Origin of the sequence: Ramlibacter pinisoli, assembly GCF_009758015.1 — a bacterium.
Classification (GTDB): domain Bacteria; phylum Pseudomonadota; class Gammaproteobacteria; order Burkholderiales; family Burkholderiaceae_C; genus Ramlibacter; species Ramlibacter pinisoli.
The window spans coordinates 1,408,397-1,433,980 of sequence record NZ_WSEL01000003.1 but is presented as its reverse complement, the minus strand read 5'-3'; the positions used below and the strand labels follow the sequence as shown (position 1 = coordinate 1,433,980).

The following is a 25,584-nucleotide window of genomic DNA, read 5'->3' as shown; positions in this document are numbered from 1 at the left end:
CTTTGGCGCAACACATGACCCTGCATTCCGTGGTGGCCCGGGTCACCGACCGCATCCGCGAGCGCAGCGCCCCCGGCCGGGCTGCCTACCTGCGCCAGGTCGACGCCATGGCCGCGCGCGACCGCGGCAGCGACCGGCTCGGCTGCGCCAACGTCGCGCACGCCTTCGCCGCGCTACCGGCCAACGACAAGTTCAAGGTCGTCACCGAGCGCGCGCCCAACATCGGCATCGTCACGGCCTACAACGACATGCTGTCGGCGCACGCGCCCTACGCCGGCTTTCCCGCCGTGCTGAAGGACGAGGCGCACCGGCAGGGCGCCACGGCGCAGGTGGCCGGCGGCGTGCCGGCCATGTGCGACGGCGTCACCCAGGGCACCCCGGCCATGGACCTGTCGCTGTTCTCGCGCGACGTCATCGCCATGGCCACGGCCGTCTCGCTCAGCCACGACGTGTTCGACGCCGCGCTGATGCTGGGCATCTGCGACAAGATCGTGCCCGGACTGCTGATCGGCGCGCTCCAGTTCGGCCACCTGCCCACGGTGTTCGTGCCCGGCGGCCCCATGACCAGCGGGCTGTCCAACACCGAGAAGTCCAAGGTGCGCGAGCTGGCGGCCCTGGGCAAGGTCGGCCGCACGGAACTGCTGGATGCCGAGCAGAAGGCCTACCACGGCCAGGGCACCTGCACCTTCTACGGCACGGCCAACAGCAACCAGATGCTGATGGAGGCGATGGGCCTGCACGTGCCCGGCGCGGCCTTCGTCAACCCCGGCAGCGAGCTGCGCGAGGCGCTCACGCGCGAGGCGGTGCGCACCGTGCTGCAGATCACCCGCGGGCGGCGCTTCACGCCCATCGGCCGCCAGGTCGACGAGCGCTGCATCGTCAACGCCATGGCGGCGCTGCTGGCCACCGGCGGCTCCACCAACCACCTGATCCACTGGGTGGCGGTCGCCCGTGCCGCCGGCATCCGCATCGACTGGGACGATTTCGCCGAGCTGTCGTCGGTGGTGCCACTGGTGGCGCGCGTTTACCCGAACGGCCAGGCCGACGTCAACCAGTTCCAGGCCGCCGGCGGGCCGGGCTACGTCCTGCGCGAGCTGCTCGACGCCGGCCTGCTGCACGAGGACGTGCTCACCGTGCGCGAAGGCGGCCTGCGCGAGTACACGCGGCTGCCCACCGGGGCCCAGGGCGCCGGCGGCGCCGTGCACTGGGAGCCGATCGGCGCCTCGGGCGATCCCTCCGTGCTGCGCCCGGCCAGCGAGCCGTTCAGCCCCATCGGCGGCCTGAAGCTGCTGACCGGCAACCTCGGCCGCAGCGTCATCAAGGTCTCGGCGGTGCCCGACGACCGCCACGTCATCGAGGCGCCGGCGCGCGTGTTCGACACCCAGGAGGCGCTGCAGAAGGCCTTCCAGGCCGGCGAACTGGAGCAGGCCTGCCAGACGAACGGCGCCAACGGCCTGGTCTGCGTGGTGCGCTGGCAGGGGCCGCAGGCCAACGGCATGCCGGAGCTGCACAAGCTCACGCCGTCGCTGTCGGTGCTGCAGGGCCGGGGCTACCGGGTGGCGCTGGTCACCGACGGGCGCATGAGCGGCGCGTCGGGCAAGGTGCCGGCGGCCATCCACGTCACGCCCGAGGCCGCCGCCGGCGGCCCGCTGGCGCTGCTGCGCGACGGCGACGTGGTGCGCCTGGACGCCAATGCCGGCCGGCTCGAAGCCCTGGTGCCGCACGAGCAATGGATCCGCCGCGAGGCGGCCCGCCTCCCCGATGCGCAACGCGAGTCCAACGGCCACGGGCTGGGCCGCGAACTGTTCGGCGCGATGCGCCGCAACGCCTCGGCCGCCGAGGCAGGAGCCACGTCATGGTGACACGCCAGCCTTCCCTCGCCGCCGTCGACGTGATGCGCGACGCGCCCGTTATTCCCGTCATCGTGGTCGACGACGCGGCCCAGGCAGTGCCGCTCGCCCGTGCCCTGGTGGCCGGCGGCATCCGCATGCTGGAGGTGACGCTGCGCACGCCGGTGGCGCTGGCGGCCATCGAGGCCATCGCCCGCGACGTCCCCGAGGCCGTGGCCGGCGCCGGCACCATCCGCAGCGTGGCCGACGCGCGGGCCGCGGTCGCGGCGGGTGCGCGCTTCGGCGTCAGCCCGGGCTACACCAGCGCCATCGGCCGCGCCTGCCGCGACGCCGGCCTGCCGCTGCTGCCCGGCGTCGCCACCGGCAGCGAGATCCTGCTGGCCGCCGAGGACGGCTACACCGAGCTGAAGTTCTTCCCCGCCGTGCAGGCCGGCGGCGTGGCCATGCTCAAGGCCTGGCACGGCCCGTTCCACGACGTGCGCTTCTGTCCCACCGGCGGCGTCAGCGCCGCCAACGCGCGCGAGTTCCTGGCGCTGCCCAACGTGGTGTGCGTGGGCGGCTCCTGGCTGACCCCGGCCGATGCGGTGAAGGCGGGCGACTGGGACCGGATCACCCGGCTGGCGCGCGAGGCGGTGGCGCTGCGCGGGGGCTGAGCGAGGGGCTGAGGCGAGGGCTGAGGCGAGGGCTGAGGCGAGGGCTGAGGCGAGGGGCTGCGGTGAGGACTACGGCGAGGACTGCGGCGGCGCTCTCCGTCCTGCGCCTCCCAGCCCGTCGTCATGCCGGGCGCGACCTGGCATCCATCTCCTGAACGCGTGTCGGGCGTGGCGATGACACCGGAGATGGATTGCGGGTCAAGCCCGCAATGACGACGCCTTTGTCCTGGACGTCTCGTCTCCTTGTTGCGCCCTTCGCGAATCCTTCGCGTCCCTTCGCGTCCGGGTCCGCTCCCGCCCCCGTCACCGCCGCGCGAACAGCGGCTGCTCGAAATGCGCCACGCGGGTCGGACGGCCGGCGACGCACACCTCGCGGAACTGGTAGAGCACCGCTGCCGTCGGCGCGGCGATCCAGCCCTGGCCGACCGGCATGCGCAGGATGGGCCGGGCCGGGTCCTCCGACGGTTCCAGCAGCGGGGCGTCGGTGCGCATGAACTCCTCGAGCGGGATGCGGTGGATGCTGGCCACCTCGGCCGGGCTGGGCACCAGTCCAGTGGCGGCGCCGGCCCACACCACCACCGGCGTGATGACGTAGCCCGAGCGGGTGGCGTAGTCGTCCAGCCGACCGAGCACGGTCTCGGGACCGAGCTGCAGGCCCACTTCCTCGTGCAGCTCGCGCAGCGCCGCCTGCTCGGCGGTCTCGCCGGGATCGACCCGGCCGCCGGGCAGCGCCCACTGGCCGGCGTGGCGGTTCAGCCCGCTGGCGCGGCGGGTGAGCAGCAGCGCGGCCGCCAGGCTCCAGCCGGCCGGCTCGTGCATGTGCGGCAGCGCGGCGCCCGTGCCCTCCTCGATGAGGGCGACCGCCACCGCGGCGTGCCGGTGCTCGCCCAGGTCCAGCGCCTGCACCGGCCAGGACGCGAGGCGCCCGGCGATGGTGGCGCGCAGGCCGGCGTCCAGCAGCATCACCGGCGCGCCACCCGGCCGAGGTGCATGCCACCGTCCAGCGCCAGCAGCTCGCCGGTGGTGGTGCGGGCGCCATCGGCCAGCCAGACGATGGCCTCGGCCACGTCCTCGGGCGTGCACGAGCGGCCCAGCGGCACGTCGGCCTCGTAGCCCTCGCGGACCTTGTCCGCCGCCGCCTCGCCCATGCCGCGCGCGAACCAGCGCGAGGTGACCAGGCCGGGGCAGACCGCGTTGACGCGCACCTGCGGCGCCAGCGCGCGTGCCAGGTACAGCGTCAGGGCGTTCAGCGCGCCCTTGGACGCCACGTAGGGCGCCGACGAGCCGATGCCCAGCGTGCCGGCGATCGACGACACGTTGACGATGCTGCCGCCCGTTTCCTTCAGGTGCGACAGGGCGGCACGCACCATCTGGAAGGCGCCGACCGTGTTGACACCCATGACCTGATGGAATGCCTGCGGGTCCAGCGCGTCCCACTTGGCGGCGGCGCCGAACAGGGAAACGGCGGCGTTGTTGACCAGGGCGTCGAGCCGGCCCCAGCGCCCGACCGCCGCGGCGACCAGCGCGCGGCACTGGGCATCGTCGGCGACATCGGCTTGCTGCACCAGCACGTCGGCGCCGGCGGCGCGGCAGGCGGCGGCGCTGTCCTGCGCCTCGCGTTCGCTGCGCGACCAGTTGACCACCACGTCGTAGCCGCGCTGCGCGAACAGCAGCACCGTGGCGGCGCCCACGCCGCTGCCCGATCCGGTGACGACGGCGACCTTGCGTCCGTTCATGGCATGCCTCCTGCGCCGAGTGTAGGAGCCCCGGTGGAAGGACCCGCGTTACACCCCCTTGCAGGGCCTTCTGGTACGGTGTCGCGACGCTTCGCCATGGTCAGCCGGCGACGCGTTGCAGGGGAGACTTCCAGCGTGATCCATGTCCTGGTCCCCGGCGGCAACCGCCAGCCGCCGGTCGCGTGCGCTCGTGCGCCGGCCCGGTCGGCGGGGCAGTGCTGAGGACGTCCGGCGATGCTGGAGCCCGTCCCGTCCGTCGGCCCCGCCGAGCTCGCGCAAGGCCAGAAGGCGCTGGTGCGCGACCTCGCCTGGGCCAGCATGTCCGGTGCGTTCTCGGGCGGCGTCATCCTGGTGGCGTTCGCGCTCGCGCTGGGCGCCACGCCGCTGCACGTGGGCCTGCTGGCGGCCATCCCCTTCATGGCGCAGGCGGTGCAGCTGCCGGCCACCGTCCTGGTCGAGCGGGTGCGCCAGCGCCGCAAGATCGGCGTGCTGACCATCAGCGCGGCCCGGATCGTCGTGCTGGCGATGGCGGCGCTGCCGTTCCTGCCGGGCGAGGGCACGGCGCTGAAGGCGCTGATCGCGGCCCAGGTGCTGATCTGCGGCCTCAACGCCGTGGGCGGCTGCGCGGTGAACTCCTGGCTGCACCAGCTCATTCCGCACCACGAGCTGGGCAACTTCTTCGCCCGCCGGCTGTTCTCGGGCACCGCGCTGGCCTGCGTCGGCACGCTGGCGGCCGGCTGGCTGGTCGACCGCGGCTCGCCGGGCCAGCCCCTGCATGCCTATGCGCTGGCATTCGCAATCGCGGGCGTGGCCGGCTTCGTCAGCTCGTTCCATCTCAGCCGCGCGCCCGAGCCGCAGATGCAGCGGGCCGGCCCCGAAGGCGATCTGGCGCGTCGCCTGCTGGAGCCGTTCGCCGACCGCAATTTCCGCCGCCTGCTGGTGTTCCTGGCCGCCTGGGCCGTCGCCTCCAACCTGGCCGCGCCCTTCCTCACCGTCTACCTGATGCAGCAGCGCGGCTACCAGGTGGCCACCGTCACCAGCCTGTGGGTGGCCAGCCAGCTGGCCAATGCGCTCACGCTCTACCTGTGGGGCCGGCTGTCGGACCGCTATTCGAACAAGTCGGTGCTGGCGGTCGCGCTGCCGGTGAACTTCGCCTGCCTGCTGGCGCTGGTGTTCGTCGACGGGCTGGACGAGAGCTGGCAGCTGCCCGTGCTGTACGCCGTGCACGCGGTGTTCGGTGTGGTCTGCGGCGGCATCGGCCTGGCCGTCGGCAACCTCGGCCTGAAGCTGGCGCCGCAGGGGCGCGGCACGGCCTACCTGGCCGCCATCGGCCTGTGTTCGGCGGTCGCGGGCGGCATCGCGCCCATCGTGGCCGGCGCCCTGGCCGAAGCATTCCAGGCCACCGAGCTGTCGGCCGTGGTCCGCTGGACCAGCTGGGGCAACTCGAGCGAGATTTCGCTGGTGAGCTTCGCGCACTGGGAGTTCCTGTTCGCGCTGGCCGCGCTGCTGGGCCTGTACGTGATCCACGCGCTGTCGCGCATCGACGAGGGCGGCGAGGTGAGCGAGCGGCAGGTGGTGCAGGAGTTCGCGCTCGAGGCCTGGCGTTCGCTCAACAACCTGTCGACGGTGGCCGGCGCGCTGGGCAACCTGTTCCCGTTCGAACGGTTGTCGGAGCGGCGCAAGTGGTGGCGCCTGCGCGAGGCCGGCAACCGCTGAGGGTCACGCCGTCAGGTCGACGGCGGTGCGGTCGTCCGGCGCCTGCGTGCTGCGCAGGGCCTGCTGCACGCGCTCGGGCGTCCAGGCCGGCGAGAGCAACTGCACGAACGCGGCCGCCAGCCGGCGCTGGTAGTGGTGCCGGTGCAGCCACACCGAGCTGACCGAGGGCTCGAACAGGTGGCGCGCGGCGATGCGCGCCAGGCCCTTGTCGCGCCGGGCGTCGAAGGCGATCTCCGGCAGCGTGGCGATGCCCACGCCGGCGGCGACGAAGGCCTTGATGACGTCGGCATCGGTCGCGCTGAGCACCACCCTGGGGGACAGGCCGGCACGGGCGAAGGCGCCGAGCACGGTGACGCCGGCGGCGAACGCCTGGTCGAGCGTGATCATGGGGAAGCGCGCCAGGTCGGCCAGCGCCGGCCGCCGCTTCTTCAGCAGGGCGTGGCCGGCCGGCACCAGCACGCAGCGCGCCAGCTTGTAGCAGGGCAGCCGCGCCAGCTCGGGCATCGTGCGCGTGGGATCGGTGCACAGGCCGATGTCGGCCTCGCCGGCCTGTACCCAGTCGACGATCTGGTCGGGGTGGCCCTGGCGGATGCCCAGGCTCACGTCCGGCCAGGCCGCCTGGTAGCGGCGCACGATGGGGATCAGCACGTAGCGCGCATGGGCGTGGGTGGTGGCGATGACCAGCCGGCCCTGGCCGCCGCGGCTGGCGTCCTCGCCCAGCGTGCGCAGGTTCTCGATCTCGCGCAGGGCGCGGCGCGCGATGGCCACCGCCTCGTGCCCGGGCTGGGTGAGCGCCGCGATGCGGTTGCCCTGGCGCACCAGCAGTTCGGTGCCCAGCTCCTCCTCCAGCAGGCGGATCTGCCGGCTGATGCCCGGCTGCGAGGTGTGCAGCGCGTCGGCCGCGCGCGAGAGGTTCAGGTCGCGTCCGGCCACCTCGGCCAGGTAGCGCAGCTGCTGCAGGTTCATGTCCGGATCACCATAACAACCAGTGATCGCATCCTAACGAATGATTCGTATCGGTTCTGGCAGCCCGGCACTAGACTGCCTCCCAAACACGAGCCGCCGACGCACGGACCGGCCGCCAGGAGACATCCACATGGAGCAGCGGATCCTCGGTTCCACCGGCCTGCGGGTGTCCGCGCTGGCCCTGGGACACAGCATGGGGGCGCAGGATTTCGGCACCAACGCCCAGCAGGCGTTCCACGCATTGGTGCACCGCGCGCTCGACCTGGGGGTCACCTTCCTCGACACCTCCGACGCCTACTGGGACGGCCTGCACGAGAGCTGGCTCGGCGCCGCCCTGCGCGGTCGCCGCGGCGAGGCGGTGATCGCTTCCAAGTTCGGCAACCTCACGCTGCCCGACGGGCGCAAGGCCGCCAACGGCCGCCCCGAGTACGCCCGCCGCAGCTGCGAGGCCAGCCTGCGGCGCCTGGGCACCGACCATCTCGACCTGTACTACCTGCACCGGGTCGACCCGGCCGTGCCGATCGAGGACACGGTGGGTGCGATGGCCGGGCTGGTGCGCGAGGGCAAGGTGCGCCACCTGGGCCTGTGCGAAGCCTCGCCGCAGACGCTGGAGCGCGCCCACGCCGTCCACCCGATCGCGGTGCTGCAGACCGAGTACTCGCTCTGGTGCCGCGGGCCGGCGGAAGCGGTGCTGTCCACCTGCCGGCGCCAGGGCACCGGCTTCGTCGGCTACTCGCCGCTCGGGCGCGGCCTGCTCACGGGCAACGTCCGGCACTACTCCGACCTGGCAACGACCGACCGCCGCCGCATCCATCCGCGCTTCCAGGACGCGCACCTCGCGCGCAACCTGCGGCTGGTCGACGAACTGCAGGCCATGGCGGCCGAGATCGGCCTGACGGCGGCGCAGCTGGCGCTGGCCTGGGCGGCCGGGCGCGGCACCGACGTCGTGCCGCTCAGTGGCACCCAGCGCATCACCTACCTCGAGCAGAGCGCGATGGCGGTGGCCATCCGGCTGCCGCAGGTGGTCATGCAGCGGCTCGAGCGGCTGTTCCGGCCCGAGGCCGTCGCCGGCGAGCGCTACCCCGCCGACATGCTGCCCACGCTGGGCATCTGATTTACCCGGAGCCCCGTTTCCATGAGCCAGGACCCGCGCGTCGTTTCCGCCATCGCCCACTGGGCGCCACGCTTCGTCTCCAACGGCGTGCTGCTGGCCGACTTCCAGGAGGTCACCGCCGGCATCGGGCGCTGGGAGGACTGGTGCGCCGCCTGGTGCCGGCGCGCCGCCCTGCACGAGGGCCTGGGCCATGAAGCGCTGGAGCAGGGCTGGCGGCTGTCGGCCGGCGAACACCTGTCGCGCGCGGCGGTGTACTACCACTTCGCCAAGTTCGTGTTCGTCGTCGACGTCGAGCAGATGCAGGCGGCGCACCGCAAGGCCGTCGCCTGCAAGCAGCTGGCCGCCCCGCTGCTGCGGCCGCCGGCGCGCCGGGTCGAGATCCCCTACCAGGACGGCACGCTGGCCGGCCTGCTGCGCCTGCCGCCCGGGGCCACCCGGGCGCCGCTGGTGATCATGGTGCCGGGGCTGGACTCGGCCAAGGAGGAGATGGAGGCCTACGAGCTGCCCTACCTGGCGCGCGGCATGGCCACGCTGCTGGTCGACGGGCCGGGGCAGGGCGAGGCCGAGTACCGCTGGCCGATCCGCGGCGACTACGAGGTGCCGGTGAAGGCGATGGTCGACTGGGCCGAGCGCCAGCCGCAGGTCGACCCGGAGCGCATCGCGCTGTGGGGCGTGAGCCTGGGCGGCTACTACGCGCCGCGCGCGGCGGCCTTCGAGAAGCGGCTGAAGGCCTGCATCGGGCTGGCCGGGCCGTACGACTTCGCGGCCAACTGGGAGCAGCTGCCCGAGCTCACCCGCGAGACCTTCCGCGTGCGCAGCCACCTGGCCACCGAGGCGCAGGCGCGCGAGCACGCCCGCACGCTCACGCTCGACGGCGGCATCGCGGCCAGCATCGAATGCCCGCTGTTCCTGGTCACCGGCAAGCTCGATCGCCTGATCCCCTGGGAGGACACGCAGCGCCTGGCGCGCGAGGCCTCCGGGCCGGTGGAACTGCTGGTCGTGGAGGACGGCAACCACATCGCCAACAACCGTCCCTACCGGTGGCGCAGCCGCACCGCCGACTGGATGGCCCAGCAACTGGGCCTGCCGCAGGCCTGATGCGCACCCGACGAGCGAGGAGACAGCCGATGCCCCTTTCCAACGACACCGACGGCCTGCGGCGGCGCGCGCTGGTGCAGGCACTGGCCTGCGCCCCGCTGGCCGCGGCCGGCCTGGCGCGTGCCCAGCCGGCGCCGTTCCCGAGCCGGCCGGTCAAGCTGCTGTCCGGCGCGACGGCCGGCAGCGCCTCGGACGTCATCGCGCGCGCGGTCGGCGAGAAGCTGCAGGCCGAGTTCGGCGTGCCGGTCGTCATCGAGAACCGGGCCGGCGCCTCCGGCGCCCTGGCCGTGCAGGCGACGCTGGCGGCGCCGGGCGACGGCCACACCATCCTGGTCTACACCGCGGCCCACACGGTCGTGCCCCTCATCAGCAAGGTCGGCTGGGACCCGGTGAAGGACTTCTCCGCGGTGGCGCCGCTGGCCGTGGTGCCCAACGTGCTGGTGGTGGCGCCGGCCAAGGGCTGGCGCAGCGTCAGGGACCTGGTCGAGGCGGCCAGGGCGCGGCCGGGCGCGCTGAACTACGCCTCGGTTGGCATCGGCACCGCCACCTGGATGAGCGCCGAGAAGTTCAAGGCCGCGGTGGGCATCGACGCGCTGCACGTGCCGTACAAGGGGTCGCCGGAGGCGATCGCCGAGACCATGGCCGGGCGCGTCGACTACTTCTTCGCGCCGCTGGTGTCGGCCCTGCCGCAGATCAAGGCCGGCAAGCTGCAGGCGCTGGCGCTGGGCACGCCCAAGCGCTCGCAGCAGTTGCCCGACGTGCCCACGCTGGGCGAGTCGGGGATCGCGGGCGCCGACTACCTGTTCTGGATCGGCATGCTGGTGCCCTCGCGCACGCCGCGCGAGCTGGTGCAGAAGATCCATGCCGCCACCAGCCGGGCGCTGCAGGCGCCGGAGGTGCGCGAGCGCTACGCCGGCCTCGGCGCCGAGCCGCTGGCGCTGGCGCCCGAGCAGTTCGACGCGCTGATCCGCGAGGAGATGGTGGCCAACGCCGCCATCGTGCGGGCGGCCGGCATCAAGCCCGAATGACCAGGAGGACACCATGACCGTTTCGCTCGACGTCAACGGCAAGCGGGTCGACAGCCCCGCCGCGCCCGAGACCCCGCTCCTCTACGTGCTGCGCAACGACGCCGGGCTGAACGCGGCCAAGTACGGCTGCGGCATCGCCCAGTGCGGCGCCTGCACCGTGCTGTTCGACGGCCAGGCCACCCGCTCCTGCGTGCTGCCGTGCGGCGCCGCCGCGCAGGGCAAGGTCACCACGCTCGAGGGGCTGGGCACGGCCGACCGGCTGCACCCGCTGCAGCGCGCCTTCATCGCCGAGCAGGCGGCGCAGTGCGGCTACTGCAGCTCCGGGATGATCCTGTCGGCCAAGGCCCTGCTGGACCGCAACCCGAAGCCGACCGAGGACCAGATCAAGGAGGCGATGGCAGGCAACCTGTGCCGCTGCGGCACCCACACGCGCATCGTCAAGGCCATCCAGCGCGCCGCCCGGGAGATGCAGTCATGACCACCGCCACCCTCGTTCCCGACGTGGCGCCGACGCGCCGTGCCTTCCTGCAGGGCGGCTCCCTGGTGGTGCTGTTCGGCCTGGGCGGCCTGCAGCCGCTGGCGGCCCAGGCCCCGGCCGCGGCGCCGCTGCCCGGCAGCCTGAACAGCAACCGCCGGCTGGACGCGTGGATCCGCATCCAGCCCGATGGCACCCTGACCATGTTCACCGGCAAGGTCGAACTGGGGCAGGGCATCCTCACCGCGCTGACGCAGATCGTGGCCGACGAACTCGACGTCGAGCCGCAACGGCTGCAGGTCGTCTCCGGAGACACCGGCCGCACGCCCAACGAGGGCGTGACCTCCGGCAGCCTGTCGATCCAGGACAGCGGCACCGCGCTGCGAATGGCCTGCGCGGAGGCGCGCGCCCTGCTGCTGGCCGCCGCCGCGCAGAAGCTGGACGCCCCGGTGGGCGAGCTGACGGTGCGCGACGGCACCATCACGCGCGCCTCGACCGGCGCCCGCACCACCTACTGGGAGGTCGCGCCCGAGGCGTCGCTGGCGCGCGAGGCCACCGCCAAGGTCGCGCCCAAGCCGGCCGCGGCGCGCCGCCACATCGGCCAGTCGATGCCGCGGCGCGACATCCCGGCCAAGGTCACCGGCGGGCCGGCCTACGTGCAGGACATCCGGCTGCCGGGCATGGTGCACGCGCGCGTCGTGCGCCCGCCGCTGTCGCGCCCGCGCCTGCTGGAGGCCAACACCGACGCCGTGCGCGCCATGCCCGGCGTGCTGGCGGTGGTGCGCGACGGCAGCTTCCTGGCCGTCGCCGCGCAGCGCGAGGAGCAGGCCATCGCCGCCGCCCGTGCGCTGCACGCGGCCGCCCGCTGGGAGCCGCTGGCGCCGCTGCCGCCCACCGGCGCGGGGCTGTACACCATGATGAAGACGGCGCGCGCGGACACCAGCGTGGTGGGCGAGAAGAACGCCGGCGCCGCGCCGCCGGCCGACGCCGCCGTGCTGACGGCCGAGTTCACCCGTCCCTACCAGGCGCACGGCTCGATCGGGCCCTCCTGCGCGCTGGCCCAGTGGGACGAGGGCAAGCTGCAGGTCTGGTGCCATTCGCAGGGCGTGTTCCCGCTGCGCGCCGACATGGCCAAGGCGCTGCGGCTGCCGCCGGCGGCCATCACCATCGTCCACCACGAGGGCTCGGGCTGCTATGGCCACAACGGCGCCGACGACGTGGCGCTCGACGCCGCCCTGGTGGCGCGGGCGCTGCCCAGGGTGCCGGTGCGGCTGCAGTGGATGCGAGAGGACGAATTCGGCACCGAGCCGTTCGGCTCGCCGATGGTCATGCAACTGCGCGGGGCGGTCGCCGGTGGCAAGGTCGCCGACTGGCAGCACGAGGTGTGGAGCTACACGCACAGCACGCGCCCGAACGATCCCGAGGGCAGCAACCTGCTCGCGGCCTGGCAGATCGCCAACCCGCTGCCGCCCGGCCCCTCGCGCAACATCCCGCAGCCGTCCGGCGGCAGCGACCGCAACGCGGTGCCGCTGTACGCGTTCGGCCGCCACAAGGTGGTCAACCACCTGCTGCTCGACCAGCCGATCCGCACCTCGGCGCTGCGCACGCTGGGCGCCTACGCCAACGTGTTCGCCGCCGAGTCCTTCCTCGACGAGCTGGCCGGCGCCGCCGGCGCCGACCCGGTGCAGTTCCGGCTGGCGCACCTGGAGGACCCGCGGGCCCGCGCCGTCATCGAGCGGGTGGCGGCGATGAGCAACTGGCGCCCGACGCCGGCGCCGGACACGCGCGAGAAGCGCGCCGTCGCGCCCGGCCAGCGCCGCGGCCGCGGCATCGCGTTCGCCAAGTACAAGAACCTGGCGGTCTATTGCGCGGTGGTCGCCGAGGTGGTGGTCGACACCGCCAGCGGCGCGGTGCGGGTGACCGATGCCTGGTCGGTCGCCGACGCCGGCATGGTGGTCAACCCCGATGGCTTCCGCAACCAGATCGAGGGCGGCATCATCCAGTCGACCAGCTGGACGCTGCACGAGGCGATCGCCTGGGACGCCAAGGGCGTGACCACCCACAGCTGGCCCGACTACCCCATCCTGCGCTTCCCCGAGATGCCGCGCGTGGTCGTCGAGTTGATCGACCGGCCCGAGGAGCGGCCGCTGGGCGTCGGCGAAGGTTCGCAGGGCCCGACCGTCGCCGCGATCGCGAACGCCATCGCGCAGGCCACCGGCCGGCGCCCGCGCGACATCCCGTTCACGGCGGAGAAGATGAAGGCCCTGCTGGCCTGAGGCGGGGCCTCCCGCCCCGCCGGCCGCTGCGGGTCAGGGGCGGGCGGCGGTGGGCGACGCCCCGTCCAGGTCGAGGTCCAGCGCGAGGGCGAAGTCCTCGTCCGGCTGCACGCTGCGGCGCGGCAGCACGGCGGTCTGGGACGGCACGACCTCGGCAGGCAGGCTGGCCGCCGCGCTCCGGTGGCGCCGCGCCAGCAGCAATACGGTCCGCATCGCGGCCAGCACGGCCAAGGCGGCGCCGGCGGCCCAGGGCAGCAGGGCCAGCAGCCGGTCGAGGGCGCGCACCGGCGCGGCAGGCGGCGCGATGACCACCGGTGCCGGCCGGGGCACCACGGAGGCGGCTGCGGCTGGAGCCGCAGGGGTCGATGGCGCCACTGCTACAGGCACGGGCACTGGCGCCGGCACGTCCGGCGCCGCTGGCGGTTGCAGCTGGCGCGCCAGCACCAGCGGATCGGCCTGCAGGACCTGCCAGAGCGCCCGCGCTTCGGCCCGGCCGGCTTCGGTGCTGGCCGGGATGGCGGCCTCGATCCACGGCGTGAGGCGCAGGCGCAGCGCGACTTCGGGCGCGGGCGCGGGGACTGGCGCGGCGACCGGTGTGGTGACCGGCGCCGGTGTTGGCTCCCGTGTCTTGGCGACTGTCTGCGCCGGCTCGGCCGGGGCGCCAGGCGCGTGCTACTTGCAGGCAGTACCGGCGCCATCGGTCGCGGCGCGGCCACTGCCGTGGCGCGGCCTGGCGGCGCCGCCGATGCAGCTGCCGGCACGGTGACCGCCGGCTCGGGTGGCTGCACGGCGTTTGCCGGCACGGCCGCCGCGGCCGGCGACTCGGCCTCCGGCATCACGGCCTGGAAGTCGGGCGGCAGGTTCTCGGCCAGCAGCACGAAGGTGCGCTCGGTGCGCAGGCCGCAGGTGGTGGACACGGCCAGCGTGACCACCGGCTGGTCGACCGGCCGGGCCACCCGCACGCGCACGCTGCCGCCGGTCTTGCCGACGATCTGCACGTCGCTGCGCAACGAAGCCGCGTCCAGCTGCCCGCGGCCATACCAGGCGTCCACCTGGACGCAGGGCGCCAGCGCCTCGGCGGGATGGCCCAGCACCAGCGGCAGCCGCACGTCGAGCGGGCTGCCGAAGCGGGCGCTGCCCTCCAGGCTGCCGAACGCGAGCGGCCAGGCGGCGCTGCTGGCGGCGGCGGTCAGCAGGAGGCCCACCGCACGCCCCGCGACGGACCATGGTCGAGGTCCCGTAGCGAATCGATCGCCGCCTGTCGCCGGACGTCCAGCGCTGGTCGGATGGCCGGGTCCGTCGTTGACGCAAGACGAAGAAAGTTCCAAGATGACCGCATGTTACGACGTGTAACCAATGGGGCCGCAACTGGCATCAACCCGAATCCAGGAAATGACGTGACCGATTTCGCGCCCAGCCACGACGAGGTGATCGATCCCTCGCGCATCGACCCCTGGACGGTGCCCGGCATCGTGGGCACCGAGCTGGCCCGCCAGTGGGAGCACCTGAACGCCATCGGCGGTGACCTGCGCCGCACCCAGGCGGCCTCGCGCGGCCAGCTGCGGGCGCTGGCCGACGTCGCCCGCCGCATCCGCTACCTCGCCATGCAGAGCCAGCAGCTGTCGCGGCTGGCGGGCGGCCGCCTGCGCCAGTCGCACGAACGCATCGACCTGAAGGCGATGGTCGAGCAGGTGGTGGCCGACAACCGGCGCCAGCACACGGCCCGCGCCCTCGAACTCGACCTGCAGCTGCAGCCGGTCGAAGTGATCGTCGATCCCGGCCTGCTGCACAGCCTGGTGGAGACGGCCATCGACTGCCTGGCGGGCTACGGCACGGCCATCAGCGTGTGGCTGAAGGTGAGCAACTGGCCCGAGCACGGCATCCTGGAGTTCCGGGCCCGCGAGCGCGTGTCCACCGGGGTGGGTGGGCCGGTCGAGGTGCCGCAGTCGGTCGCCTGGGTCCTGCTGGCCCAGCTGGCGCGCACCACCGGCGTGCTGCTGCGCCGCGAGACGGTCTCCGGCTACCTGAGCGTCACGCTCGAATTCCCGCGCACGGTCAAGCGGCTGGAGGGCCTGACCGCGATCGAGATCGACGGCGGCGATCCCGCCAGCATGTTCGAGTCGCGGCCCATGGCCGGCCACCGGCTGCTGCTGGTCAGCGCCGACACCGCGCTGCAGGACCTGGTGCGTGGCATCTGCCGCGACATGGGCCTGGTGCTGGACGTCTCGCCCAGCGTGCGCCAGGCCGTGCAGCAGTGCGAACTCGACAAACCGGACGGCCTGCTGGTCGACGAGCGCCTGCACGACAAGGCCTTCGACGAATTGCGCAACGACCTGCTGCGCTACCAGCCGCACCATCCCTGCGTGGAGATCGCCTCCGGCGCCAACGTCGTCGAGATCGCCAGCTGGATGGGCAGCGGCGTGAGCCGCATTAGCCGCGACGCGCTGCGCGGCCAGCTGCCGTCGCTGCTGGTGATGGAGCTGGCCAAGGTGCTGTGAGCCCGGCGCGGCCGGGCATCTCAGTTTTCCTCCCGAGAGTCGTCATGCCGGGCTTGACCCGGCATCCATCCCCGGACCGATGCCGCACCCGAACCGCGTTCAGGAGATGGATTGCGGGTCAAGCCCGCAATGACGGTGAAGAGGCGCGGCGGCACTGCCGACACGACGGGCGATGCCTTCAGGGCGCGGAACGCAGCCTTCATTCCAGGCGTCGCCGCGAACTGCTAGCGCGCCGCCATCCCACCCGGGCGCACGCGCGCTTTCTGCAGCACGCCCGCCGGCCCGAACAGCAGCACCAGTTCCGGCCCGTCGACGGGGTCGCCGCGCTCGTCGTGGGTGCGGTAGACCCAGGCTTCCCACCCGGTCTCGAAGCGCAGCGTCTCGGCCGGACCGAGCAGCGCCGCCACCTCCTGGCGGGTGCTGCGGCCGACGGCCAGGCGCTGGGCCGCGGCCTCGACGCCGAGGTGCGCGTCGGCGAAAGGCGGTCGCACGCGCGCGGCATCGCCCGGCACGCCGGCACCGGCGCAGCCGGCCAGGCAGGCGACGGTGGCGCAGGCGGCGAGGGCGTGGTCACAGCGGCGCACGGCCGTCCTCCATGAACTCGAACAGCAGCAGCGTGTCGTCCGGCCAGCTGCGGTCCTCCAGCGGCGCGAAGTAGCTGCGGTCGACCAGCACCTCGCAGTCGCAGAAATGCAGTTCGTCCTTCAGGCGCAGGTCGCCCATCGCGCCGGCCCACAGGCGCCGCACCGGCAGCGCCTCGCGCCGTTCGCCCGCCACCAGGGTCACGCCGAACAGCGGCCGTTCGGCGAAGAAGAGGTAGCGGTTGCGATCGCCCTGGCAGTAGGCCGGCGTCTCGGCGGCGGCGAACAGGCCGGCGATCCAGGACGGGCTGTTGGAGACCAGCCCGGCCTCGATGCCCACCATGCATTCGAGCCGCAGGTCGCCCAGGCGCCGCGTGCCGGGCGGCAGGCCGGGGCTGCGGATGTCGGCCCGCCAGGTCAGCGTGAGCGCAGGCCGATCGGGCGAGACCTGTGCGTTCTCCTCGACGGCCCGGCGGTCGCGCGGCAGCGCGAAGGTGCGGTCGGGCGCGACGTCCAGCGGGATCTCCACGGTCTTGCCGACGACGTACAGCCCGAGGTCGTCGAGCCGCACACCCGGCTTTCGCGGCAGCACCTGGAAGCGCAGGGTCGCCAGCGGGGCCAGCGCGTGCTCGCGCTCGAACAGGTCCATGCCGCGCAGCATGCGGCGGTACGACTTCTCGACCGGCTCGCCGCTGGCCTTGCCCGTGATGGTGACGGGCGGCAGGGTCTGCGCGGTCGACCGCTCCTGCGCGAAAGAGCCCGGCGGCAGCAGCAGGGCGCCGCAGGCGGCGAGCAGGACGAGGGCAGGACGGCCAGCCGACATGGCCGGGCCAGCCTAGCGCGCCGGCTGCACCTGGCCGTGCGACCCGCGCGCGATCCGCTGTAGGCCGCGCCCGATGGGGTTCAGGCGGCGAGCCGGACCGGCCCGGCGCAGCCCACGCAGCTCTCGAGTGCGCTGCCCGAACGGCTGCGGGTCTGCTCGACCAGGAAGTCGAGGAACACGCGGGTGCGGCGCGGGGTGAACTTGCGGCTGGGCAGGGCGGCGTAGAGCGCGCGGCGCCCGGTGGTCCAGGGCGCCAGCACGCGCACCAGCTCGCCGCGGGTGAGCGGGGCCGCGGCCAGGTCCATGGCGATGGAGGTGATGCCGGCACCGTCGATGGCGGCGCGCAGCAGGGTGTCGGTGTGGTTGGCGATGAGGCTGGGCCGCAGCTCCAGCTCCACCGGATCGTCGGGCTGCTCCTCGCTCCACATGCGCCAGAGGTCGGCCCGCTGGTCGGCCATCTTCACGCGCAGCAGGTTGTGCTCGGCCAGGTCCTGCGGCCCCGCCGGCCGGCCGTGCCGCGCCAGGTACTTCGGCGAGGCGACCAGGATGGATTCGGACTCGACGATCTTGCGCACCACGACGTCGGGCGGCAGGCCGTTGCTGCTGCTCACCAGCGTGACGTCGAACGCCTCCACCGGCGGCTCCGCCGGCGCATCGACCTCGACCTCCAGCCGGATGTCCGGGTAGCGCTCGCGGAACGGCGCCAGCAGCGGCGCCACGATGTAGGTGGCCAGCACCGGCGGGGCGTGGACGCGCAGCATGCCGGCCAGCTCGCTGCTGTGCGCGCTGACCACCGCGTCGGCCTGGTCGATCTCTTCCAGGATGGAACGCACCCGCTCCAGGTAGGCCTGGCCCGCCTCGGTCAGCGACAGCCGGCGGGTGCTGCGCTGGAGCAGGCGGGTCTGCAGGTGGCCCTCGAGGTCGGCCACCAGGCGCGTGACGGCCGCGGGCGAGAGCTCCAGTGCCCGCGCGGCGGCGGCAAAGCCGCCTTCGTCGGCGACGCGCTGGAACACGCGCATGGAAAGCAGTCGGTCCATGGGGCAGGCAGAAGATGGGAGCCCTCCATTGTTCGGGAAAACCCGAAGCCGGGATCGCCGGAGGGGCATCGCCGGCGTGCTAGGCGCCCTTGGAGTGCAATGCTCCTTCCCCGATCGGAAGCGACCATGCGCACCCCGGCCTTCATCCTCGCCCTTGCCTGCAGCGGCGGCGCCGCGTCCGCGGCGCCCGACTGGCGTCCCGTTCCCGGCGCACCCGACCTGGACGTCGACGTGGCGTTCGTGCAGCAGCAGGGCAGCGTCGTCACGACCTGGGTGCGCTCGGCCGGCACGACCGGCCTGGCCGCGCGGCTGGCGGGCCAGGGGGGCATCCGGCCGCCGGCGCAGCGCCGGCAGGTGCTGCTGGCCGACTTCGACTGCGCCACCCGCACCATCCGCGCGCAGGCCGCGGTGGGCTACGACGCGGCGGGCCGGCTGCTCGCCTCTTCGAGCGTGCCCGGGCCGCTGGTGCCCATCCCGGGCGACGAGGACCTCGCGCTGGCGTGGGACGCGGTGTGCGAGCTCGCGCGCGACCGCCGCTGAGCCGGCGCCCCGCAGCCGCCAGCGCCGGACGTGCGGGCGCTCAGTTCAGGGCGCGAGGGTCGGCTTGCCCGGGTGCGAGCCAGTGCGACAGGGTCGCGGCCAGCCGTTCCAGGTCGATGGGCTTGGCGAGGTGGCCGTCCATGCCGGCTTCCAGGCAGCGCGCGATGTCGTCGGCGCCGGTGCTGGCCGTCAGCGCGATCACCGGCACGCGCTGGCCGCGGGCGCGCAGCCGCCGCGTCGCCTCCAGCCCGCCCAGCCCCGGCATCAGGCAATCCATCAGCACCAGGTCGAACGCCTGCCGGGCGCACAGGGCCAGCGCCTCCTCGCCGTCGGCGGCCAGCTGCACGTCGGTGTAGCCCAGCGCCTGCAGGAAGGCGGCCGTCACCATGCGGGTGATGGGATCGTCGTCCGCCAGCAGCAGCGACGGGCGCGCCGGCCCGCGCCCGGCGGCCGCAGCCGGCGGGACGGGGACATCGGGATGGGCAGGGACGGCAGGCATGCGCGGATTGTTGTCGGGGCCGCCGATTGGGCCCGCACGCCGGGCTGCCGCCCCAGGCATTCGCCCTAGGCGGCATGGCTGGTTGCCCGACGCGCGCCTGCCGGCATCGGCCCGCAACGACAGGCGTGCGCCGGCGGGCGCTCAGTTGCCGCTCGGTCGCTCGGACGACTGCTGGCGACGCTCGGCCAGGTGCGCGCGCACCTTGTCGGCCCGGTCGCCGACTGCCGCCACGGCCTCCTTGACCTGCTTCTCGCTGGTGTTGAAGTGGCGCGCCCAGGCGCACACCTCGTAGTCCCAGCTCACGTCGATGCGGTCGGCCGTGCGGCCGGTCGATGCTCCCTTGCTGTCAGGCATTGCTGGCTCTCCCGAGTTGCGTTGGAGCCATCCTAGGGAGCGCGCGGCGGCTCACCTGTAGGACGCCGTTGATCGCGGCTGCGGTCCCGCCGCTCGGCCTGCACCCGGCGGCGCCGGCCGATCGTGGTACCTTCAACGGCCATGAGACGCAGGGTCGTTCGAGGACGCAGTCCCCAGCCGCCGGAGGCGAGCCAGTGAGCGCCGAGGGTCCATCGCCAGCCGCGCCCGGCCCGTCGTTCGAGGAGCGGTTCGCCGCCCTGGAACGCGAGTGGCGGCAGCTGCTGCCGGCGAAGTTGCAGGAAGCGCTGCGCCGCATGCAGGCCTGCCGCACCGATCCGGCCGACGCCGCCGAACTGGAGGAACTGCACCGCCTGCTGCACACGCTGGCCGGGTCGGCCGGCACCTTCGGCCTGCATGACCTGGGCAGCGTCGCCCGCGCCATCGAGCACGAGCTCGACCGGGTGATGGCGCTGCCGGCGCGCAGCGGCGCCGACTTCGATGCCGCCGACCGCGCCCTGCAGGCGCTGGTGGCGTCCGCGCCGGGAGGCTGAGGCCATGGCGCAGCCGGTCCGCGCCCTGCTGGTCGACGACGATCCCGTGCTGCTGGCGCTGCTGTCCGCCTTCCTGGACTCGCGCGGCTACGCCGTGGCGCAGGCCCCCGACGGCCAGGCCGCGCTGGCGCTGCTCGAAGGCGGTGGCTTCAACCTGGTGATCACCGACCGCAACATGCCGCGCATGGACGGACTGGCCCTGTGCCGCGCCATCCGCGCCCGCCAGGACGCGAGCTACGTCTACTGCATCATGCTCACCGCCTCGGTCGACCAGCAGTCGCTGGTCGATGCGATGGAGGCGGGGGTCGACGACTTCCTGGCCAAGCCGCTGCGGCCGGCCGAACTGGGCGCCCGGCTGCGTGCCGCCGAGCGCGTGCTGGCGCTGGAGGCCCGCCTGGCCGCCCGCAACGAGGAACTGACCGGCGCCTACGCGCAGCTCAGCCGCGACCTGGACCTGGCGCGCTCGCTGCAGCTGGCGCAGCTGCCGGCGCCGCAGTCGTTCGGCGGCGTGCACCTGGAGGGCCTGTTCGAGGCCTCCAGCTTCGTCGGCGGCGACCTCTACGACTACTTCGCGCTCGGCGACCGCCTGCTGGCGTTCTACCTGGCCGACATCTCCGGGCACGGCGTGGCGGCGGCCATGATGGCGGTGAGCGCGCAGCACCAGCTGCGGGCCGTTTCGCAGCAGGTGGTGCGCGCCATCGACCCCGGCGCCGGGCTGCAGCAGGCGGCGGTGGAAATCGTCACCCGCTACAACAGCCGCTTCCTGGAGATGAACGACAGCAGCCTGTACCTGACGCTGGTGTACGGCCTGCTCGATCGCGCCACCGGCACCGCGGCGCTGGTCAGCGCCGGCCACCCGCCGGTGCTGCACGCCGCGGCCGGCAGCCCGGTGTTCGAGCCGGTCGGCCAGGGCAGCCTGCCGGTCGGCATCCTGCCCGACCCGGGCTACGAGGCCCGGCTGGTCACGCTCGCGCCCGGCAGTCGGCTGGCCCTGTACTCGGACGGCATCACCGACTGCAGCGGCGCCGACGGCGAGCCGTTCGGCCTGCAGCGGCTGCAGGACCTGCTCGCGGCCGGGCGCAGCCAGTCGCCCGCGGCCGGCTTCGCCGCCGTGCGGGAGGCGCTGCACGGCTGGCATCACGGCAGCTTCGAGGACGACGTGACGCTGCTGTTGCTGGAGTCGCGTTGACCGATGGCGGGGTGGGCGTCGCGCGTGCGGGGGCCGGTAATGCTGCTGGCGGCGCTGGCCGCGGGGCCGGCGGTGGCTGACTGGACGCTGGAGCACGAGTCCAGCTTCGCCAGCGGCCGCGGCATCGACCCGGCCTACTGGCGGCTGGAGACCGGCTTCCTGCGCAACCGCGAGGACCAGTACTACAGCGACGCCAACGCGCAGGTGCAGGGCGGCGTGCTGCGGCTGGAAGCCCGGCGCGAGGAAGTGCCCAACGCGCAGTGGAAGGCCGGCTCGCGCGACTGGCGGGTGGCGCGGCGCAGCTCCACCTACACCTCGGCCTCGCTGCTCGCCCGCAAGCCGCTGCAGTACGGGCGCGTCGAGGTGGTCGCCCGCACGCCGTCCGGTGCCGGCGTCTGGCCGGCGATCTGGCTGCTGCACGAGGGCGAGCGGCTGTACGGCGAGATCGACGTCTTCGAGGCGGTCGGCAAGCACCCCGACACCGTGTTCGCGGGCGTGCACCACGGGCGCGAGCCGCGCACCCGCCAGCACCGCAACGACAGCCGCGTGGTGCCCGGCTTCGAGGGCAGCTGGCACACCCACACGCTGGAGTGGACGCCCGGGCGCATCCGCGTGGCGCTGGATGGCCAGCCCTGGTTCAGCTTCGATCCGCAAGCGGCGCGCCTGCCCGACGGGGCCGACCCGCTGCGCCAGCCGATGCGGCTGCGCATCAACCTGGCCCTGGGTGGCAGCTGGGGCGGACCGATCGACGACAGCCGCCTGCCGGCCCGCTTCGACATCGCGTCGATCCGCATCTGGCGCTGGACGCCCGGCGCCGGCGACGCGCTGCCGGCACCGGCGGCCGTCCCGGCCGCTGCGACGGTGGACGGCGGCGCGGCCGCCAGCGCCGCTGCGCCAGCACCGGCACCGGCACCCACGCCGGGGCCTGCAGCCGGGTCCGGCACCATGCGGTGGGGGCGCTGAGGTGATGGTGCAGGCGCGTTCGTGGGCCCTGCTGCTGGCCGTGCTGGCGGCATTCGCCGCCCAGGCCCAGACGGCGTCGACGCCGGCCGTGCAGGCCCAGCGCGGCGGCACCTTCATCGAGCCGCCGGAGCGGGTCGATCCGCTCTACCTGCCCCAGGGGCCCGACCAGCCCGGCCAGGCGCCCTGGCGCGAGCCGGTGCTGCAGCTGCGGCTGACCGCCGAGGTCCCGCTGCGCAGCGGCCAGTCGGTGGGCTCGGGCACCCAGGGCGGCCGGCCGGCCTCGCCGACGCTGCAGGCGCAGCTGCGCTGGCGGGGGCTGGACGATCCGGCCTGGTACGCGCAGGTGGCCTTCTTCCGCTACCTGGGCAGCGATGAGCAGCGGCCCTGGGACCCGGACTTCACCTATGCCTTCGGCTACGACGACGGCCAGCCCGGGCGCTGGGCGTTCTTCTACGCCAACTACACCGGCACCCGGCTGCACCCCGACCCGGCGCTGGGCGAGAGCCGCTTCAACTTCCCGCAGGGCCAGTGGACCGCCAGCTACCGGTTCCTGCTGCCGGAGGGGATGCGTTCGACGCTGCTGGTGGGCGACGGCGACAGCGCGCTGTGCCATGCCGACGCCAACTGGGTGCCCACCTACACCCAGGCCAACACGTCGGCGCTGGGCAGCAACAAGTACTCGCTCGCCCTCGGCTGCCGCTACAGCCGGCCGGACGGCTGGTTCGCGCACGCGACCGCCTTCGCCTGGCCCGACCGCAGCCGGCAGCAGCCCTGGGACCCCGACTACACCTACGGCCTGGGCTGGACCAGCCCGGCGCCGCGCGGGCCCACCATCCAGTACGCGAACTATTCGGGCAACCGCTGGCCCGGCCGTGCCGGCGCGCCGGGCGAGGGGACGTTGCGCAGCGGCAGCATCTCGGTGAGCTGGGGCTGGGGATGGTGATCGATTGGCCTACGATGGCGGGTCGCGCGGGCCGCAGGAGTCGCCCGCGCCAGGAGAACCCATGGAATTGATCGACGTGGACCGCAGCGGCGCCGTGCCGGTGGTGGTGCCGCGGGTGCGCCGGCTCGACGCCTCGGTGGCGCCCGCCTTCAAGCAGGCGGTGGTGCAGCTGGTCGGCGACGGCGACCGCCGCCTGGTGGTCGACCTGGCCGGCGTCGACTTCCTCGACTCGAGCGGACTGGGCGCGCTGGTGTCCATCCTCAAGGCGCTGGGCAGCCAGGGGTCGCTGGCCGTGTGCGGCGCCCGCGGGCCGGTGCTGGCCCTGTTCAAGCTCACCCGCATGGACAAGGTGTTCTCCATCCATGCCGACCGGGCCGAGGCGCTGGCGCGCCTGGGCGCCTGACCGCGGCGGCCGGCGTGCGGGAACAGGTGATCGAGCTGCAGGCCGCGCTGGCGCAGGTGGCGCCGGCCACCCAACGCGTGCGCGCGCTGCTGCCCGGCTGGCTGGCCGACGCCGAGCGCGACGCCATCGAGCTGGCGCTGGCGGAGGCGCTGACCAACATCGTCGAGCACGGCTACGGCGCCGACACCCAGGAGCCGGTGCGCCTGCGCGTGCGGGAGCGCCCGACCGGCCTGGAGATCGACATCTGGGACCGCGGCCAGCCCATCCCCGACGGCCTGATCGAGAGCACCGACGTCACCACCACCTTCCTCTACGACCCCACCGACCTGGACGGCCTGCCCGAGGGCGGGATGGGACTGGCACTGATCAAGGCCGCCTTCGACGAGGTGCGCTACGGCACGCGCGACGGCGTGAACCGGCTGCGCCTGGTGCGCCGGCTCTGAGCCCACGGGAACCGCGCCTTGCCTTCGTTCTACTTCGACCGCTTCGAGGACCGCCGCCCGCCGCCGCCCGTTGCGCACTCGCCGGCGCGCGAGCTGCTGTGGCAGTTCCTGGTCATCGTGGCCCTGGTGCTGGGGGCCAACTACATCCGCTGGCGCTGGACGGCATCGCTCAACCTGGACGCGCTGTGGTTCGCCATCCCGCTGGTGGTGGCCGAGACGCTGGCCTATGTCGGCCTGCTGCTGTTCACGTTCAACCTCTGGAAGACACGCGACGTGCCGATGCGCCCGCCGCCGCGCACCATCGGCGAGTGCCTGGCCGAGGCGGGCGAGTGGGGCCAGCGGCCGATCGCCGTCGACGTCTTCATCGCCACCTACAACGAGGACGAGGAGCTGGTGCGGCTGTCGATCCGCGACGCCAGGGCGGTGACCTATCCCCATCCGATCGACTTGAGGGTGCACGTGCTGGACGACGGCCGCCGGCCCGCCATGCAGCAGGTCGCGCACGAGGAGGGCGTGCACTACCTCTCGCGCAGCAACAACATCGGCTTCAAGGCCGGCAACCTGCGCAACGCGATGGAGCAGACCAGCGGCGACTTCATCGTCATCGTCGACGCCGACAACCGCCTGTTCCCGACCATCCTGCGCAACACGCTGGGCTATTTCCGCGACCCCGACGTGGCCTGGGTGCAGACCCCGCAATGGTTCTACGACCTGCCCGAGGGCACGCCGCTGCCCGAGTGGCTGGGCCGCCGGCTGGGCGGCGCCGGCCGGGCCCTGGGCCGGGGCGTCGAGCGGCTGGTGGGCCGCATCCGGCTGGGGCGCGATCCGTTCGTGAACGACCCGCAGATGTTCTACGACGTCATCATGCGGCGGCGCAACTGGTGCCACGCCTCGTTCTGCTGCGGCGCCGGTTCCATTCACCGGCGCGAGGCGGTGATGCAGGCCGCGCTGCGCAGCTTCGCGCTGACGGTCGACAAGGAAGTGACGCGCTTCACCGACGAGGTCAAGGACCAGGAGCTGCGCACCGACCTCGACGAGGCCATGCGCACGCAGTTCGCGCTGGAGCAGGAACTCACGCCCTACAAGTTCCACGTCTCCGAGGACATCTACACGTCCATCGTGCTGCACAACGACCCCGGCCGGCGCTGGAAGTCGGTGCTGCACTCGCGCATCGAGTCGAAGATGCTGTCGCCGCAGGACCTGCTGACGTGGATGATCCAGCGCTTCAAGTACGCCGGCGGCACGCTGGACATCGCGCTGCGCGACAACCCGCTGCTGCGCGGCGGCATGCGGCTGCCGCAGAGGCTGATGTACCTGTCGACCTTCTGGTCGTACCTCGGCTGCCTGTGGAACATCGTGTTCCTGGCTGCTCCCATCGTCTACCTGTTCACCGGCATCGCGCCGCTGTCGGCGTACTCGGGCGCTTTCTACCTGCACGCGCTGCCCTTCATCCTGATGACCGAGCTGGCCTTCATGGTCGGCACCTGGGGCGTGCGCAGCTGGGACGGCAAGGCGTCCTACCTGTCGTTCTTTCCGGTCAACTTCCGCGCCCTCTGGACGGTGCTGCGGGGCGAGAAGATCAAGTTCCACGTCACGCCCAAGGATCGCCAGGAGGGCAGCTTCCTGCACCTGGTGGTGCCGCAACTGGCGGTCATCGTGCTCACGCTGGCGGGCCTGGCCTACGCCGCCTGGCGGGTGTTCGCCCAGGGCCACGAGCAGGAACTGCCCAACCTGGTGGTCAACGTTGCCTGGGGGCTGAACAACGTGTTCGCGATGCTGCCGCTGGTGCGCGCGGCGCTGTGGCAGCCGGACGACGGGCCGGCGATCGAACCGGCCGTGGCGGCCTGA

27 protein-coding genes are annotated in these 25,584 nt (G+C 73.5%); 17 read left to right on the top strand and 10 right to left on the bottom strand.

Annotation, left to right across the window (positions count from 1 at the left end):
* Positions 1-14: 14 nt before the first annotated feature.
* Both edd and eda read left to right on the top strand, forming a co-directional pair.
* A complete protein-coding gene (gene edd / locus GON04_RS08140) occupies positions 15-1,862 on the top strand; it encodes a phosphogluconate dehydratase (protein WP_157397416.1) in 1,848 nt (615 codons plus the stop codon).
* Positions 1,856-2,503, top strand: a complete 648-nt coding sequence (gene eda / locus GON04_RS08135) for a bifunctional 4-hydroxy-2-oxoglutarate aldolase/2-dehydro-3-deoxy-phosphogluconate aldolase (RefSeq protein ID WP_157397415.1) — start codon at positions 1,856-1,858, stop codon at positions 2,501-2,503. Before edd ends, eda begins: the two co-directional genes overlap by 7 nt.
* Positions 2,504-2,806: 303 nt before the next feature.
* Here eda and GON04_RS08130 read toward each other — a convergent pair whose 3' ends face one another.
* Positions 2,807-3,466, bottom strand: coding sequence for an NUDIX hydrolase (locus tag GON04_RS08130; RefSeq protein ID WP_157397414.1), 660 nt, complete (start codon positions 3,464-3,466; stop codon positions 2,807-2,809).
* Positions 3,466-4,239 (bottom strand): SDR family NAD(P)-dependent oxidoreductase, encoded by a 774-nt coding sequence (locus GON04_RS08125; RefSeq protein ID WP_157397413.1) that lies wholly within the window; start codon positions 4,237-4,239, stop codon positions 3,466-3,468. The genes GON04_RS08130 and GON04_RS08125 overlap by 1 nt, the downstream gene beginning before the upstream one ends.
* Positions 4,240-4,473: 234 nt before the next feature.
* Here GON04_RS08125 and GON04_RS08120 point away from each other — a divergent pair, with 234 nt between their 5' ends.
* Positions 4,474-5,955: an MFS transporter gene (locus GON04_RS08120; RefSeq protein WP_157397412.1), complete on the top strand. Its 1,482-nt coding sequence runs from the start codon at positions 4,474-4,476 to the stop codon at positions 5,953-5,955.
* Positions 5,956-5,958: 3 nt separating this feature from the next.
* Here the strand turns inward: GON04_RS08120 and GON04_RS08115 are convergent, their stop codons facing one another.
* Positions 5,959-6,921, bottom strand: a complete 963-nt coding sequence (locus tag GON04_RS08115; protein WP_157397411.1) for a LysR substrate-binding domain-containing protein — start codon at positions 6,919-6,921, stop codon at positions 5,959-5,961.
* A gap of 130 nt (positions 6,922-7,051) precedes the next feature.
* On the opposite strand from GON04_RS08115, the gene GON04_RS08110 reads away from it, so the two are divergent.
* Genes GON04_RS08110 through GON04_RS08090 form a run of 5 tightly spaced genes read left to right on the top strand, consistent with a single transcriptional unit; the run spans position 7,052 to position 12,912 of the window.
* Positions 7,052-8,035 carry an aldo/keto reductase gene (locus tag GON04_RS08110; RefSeq protein WP_157397410.1) on the top strand — a complete coding sequence of 328 codons (984 nt, stop codon included), beginning with the start codon at positions 7,052-7,054 and terminating at the stop codon, positions 8,033-8,035.
* Positions 8,036-8,056: 21 nt separating this feature from the next.
* Complete coding sequence (locus GON04_RS08105) at positions 8,057-9,133, top strand: alpha/beta hydrolase family protein (RefSeq protein WP_157397409.1); 1,077 nt, start codon at positions 8,057-8,059, stop codon at positions 9,131-9,133.
* 29 nt (positions 9,134-9,162) lie between these two features.
* On the top strand, positions 9,163-10,161 hold the full coding sequence (locus GON04_RS08100; RefSeq protein ID WP_157397408.1) for a Bug family tripartite tricarboxylate transporter substrate binding protein: 999 nt from the start codon (positions 9,163-9,165) through the stop codon (positions 10,159-10,161).
* 13 nt (positions 10,162-10,174) lie between these two features.
* Positions 10,175-10,639, top strand: a complete 465-nt coding sequence (locus tag GON04_RS08095; RefSeq protein ID WP_157397407.1) for a (2Fe-2S)-binding protein — start codon at positions 10,175-10,177, stop codon at positions 10,637-10,639.
* A complete protein-coding gene (locus tag GON04_RS08090; RefSeq protein ID WP_157397406.1) occupies positions 10,636-12,912 on the top strand; it encodes a xanthine dehydrogenase family protein molybdopterin-binding subunit in 2,277 nt (758 codons plus the stop codon). The genes GON04_RS08095 and GON04_RS08090 overlap by 4 nt, the downstream gene beginning before the upstream one ends.
* A gap of 33 nt (positions 12,913-12,945) precedes the next feature.
* On the opposite strand, the gene GON04_RS08085 is transcribed toward GON04_RS08090, so the two are convergent.
* Together GON04_RS08085 and GON04_RS08080 are read right to left on the bottom strand one after the other, a co-directional pair.
* Positions 12,946-13,242, bottom strand: a complete 297-nt coding sequence (locus tag GON04_RS08085) for a hypothetical protein (protein ID WP_157397405.1) — start codon at positions 13,240-13,242, stop codon at positions 12,946-12,948.
* 47 nt (positions 13,243-13,289) lie between these two features.
* Positions 13,290-14,117, bottom strand: coding sequence for a hypothetical protein (locus GON04_RS08080; protein ID WP_157397404.1), 828 nt, complete (start codon positions 14,115-14,117; stop codon positions 13,290-13,292).
* A gap of 192 nt (positions 14,118-14,309) precedes the next feature.
* Between GON04_RS08080 and GON04_RS08075 the strand changes: the two genes are divergently transcribed.
* A complete protein-coding gene (locus GON04_RS08075) occupies positions 14,310-15,410 on the top strand; it encodes an ATP-binding protein (RefSeq protein WP_157397403.1) in 1,101 nt (366 codons plus the stop codon).
* Positions 15,411-15,634: 224 nt separating this feature from the next.
* Here GON04_RS08075 and GON04_RS08070 read toward each other — a convergent pair whose 3' ends face one another.
* From GON04_RS08070 to GON04_RS08060, 3 genes are all read right to left on the bottom strand, one after another.
* Entirely contained in the window at positions 15,635-15,994 is a 360-nt protein-coding gene (locus GON04_RS08070) for a hypothetical protein (protein ID WP_157397402.1), read from the bottom strand.
* A complete protein-coding gene (locus GON04_RS08065) occupies positions 15,981-16,814 on the bottom strand; it encodes a hypothetical protein (RefSeq protein ID WP_232532956.1) in 834 nt (277 codons plus the stop codon). Before GON04_RS08065 ends, GON04_RS08070 begins: the two co-directional genes overlap by 14 nt.
* Positions 16,815-16,894: 80 nt before the next feature.
* The gene (locus tag GON04_RS08060; protein WP_157397401.1) at positions 16,895-17,851 is read right to left on the bottom strand and encodes a LysR family transcriptional regulator; all 957 of its coding nucleotides are present in this window, start codon (positions 17,849-17,851) and stop codon (positions 16,895-16,897) included.
* A 126-nt stretch (positions 17,852-17,977) separates the two neighbouring features.
* Between GON04_RS08060 and GON04_RS08055 the strand changes: the two genes are divergently transcribed.
* On the top strand, positions 17,978-18,391 hold the full coding sequence (locus GON04_RS08055; RefSeq protein ID WP_157397400.1) for a hypothetical protein: 414 nt from the start codon (positions 17,978-17,980) through the stop codon (positions 18,389-18,391).
* Between the two features lie 40 nt (positions 18,392-18,431).
* Here GON04_RS08055 and GON04_RS08050 read toward each other — a convergent pair whose 3' ends face one another.
* Positions 18,432-18,890, bottom strand: coding sequence for a response regulator (locus GON04_RS08050; protein WP_157397399.1), 459 nt, complete (start codon positions 18,888-18,890; stop codon positions 18,432-18,434).
* A 141-nt stretch (positions 18,891-19,031) separates the two neighbouring features.
* Positions 19,032-19,244, bottom strand: coding sequence for a DUF3606 domain-containing protein (locus tag GON04_RS08045; RefSeq protein ID WP_157397398.1), 213 nt, complete (start codon positions 19,242-19,244; stop codon positions 19,032-19,034).
* A gap of 194 nt (positions 19,245-19,438) precedes the next feature.
* On the opposite strand from GON04_RS08045, the gene GON04_RS27165 reads away from it, so the two are divergent.
* The 7 genes from GON04_RS27165 (at position 19,439) to GON04_RS08010 (ending at position 25,584) form a co-directional block, all read left to right on the top strand.
* A complete protein-coding gene (locus GON04_RS27165) occupies positions 19,439-19,795 on the top strand; it encodes an Hpt domain-containing protein (RefSeq protein ID WP_157397397.1) in 357 nt (118 codons plus the stop codon).
* 4 nt (positions 19,796-19,799) lie between these two features.
* Positions 19,800-20,984, top strand: a complete 1,185-nt coding sequence (locus GON04_RS08035; protein ID WP_181653941.1) for a PP2C family protein-serine/threonine phosphatase — start codon at positions 19,800-19,802, stop codon at positions 20,982-20,984.
* A gap of 3 nt (positions 20,985-20,987) precedes the next feature.
* Positions 20,988-21,947: a glycoside hydrolase family 16 protein gene (locus GON04_RS08030; protein ID WP_157397395.1), complete on the top strand. Its 960-nt coding sequence runs from the start codon at positions 20,988-20,990 to the stop codon at positions 21,945-21,947.
* A gap of 7 nt (positions 21,948-21,954) precedes the next feature.
* Positions 21,955-22,890 (top strand): hypothetical protein, encoded by a 936-nt coding sequence (locus GON04_RS08025; protein ID WP_157397394.1) that lies wholly within the window; start codon positions 21,955-21,957, stop codon positions 22,888-22,890.
* Between the two features lie 61 nt (positions 22,891-22,951).
* Positions 22,952-23,293, top strand: coding sequence for an STAS domain-containing protein (locus GON04_RS08020; protein WP_157397393.1), 342 nt, complete (start codon positions 22,952-22,954; stop codon positions 23,291-23,293).
* Between the two features lie 14 nt (positions 23,294-23,307).
* Positions 23,308-23,736, top strand: a complete 429-nt coding sequence (locus GON04_RS08015) for an ATP-binding protein (protein ID WP_157397392.1) — start codon at positions 23,308-23,310, stop codon at positions 23,734-23,736.
* Between the two features lie 18 nt (positions 23,737-23,754).
* On the top strand, positions 23,755-25,584 hold the full coding sequence (locus tag GON04_RS08010) for a glycosyltransferase family 2 protein (protein WP_157397391.1): 1,830 nt from the start codon (positions 23,755-23,757) through the stop codon (positions 25,582-25,584).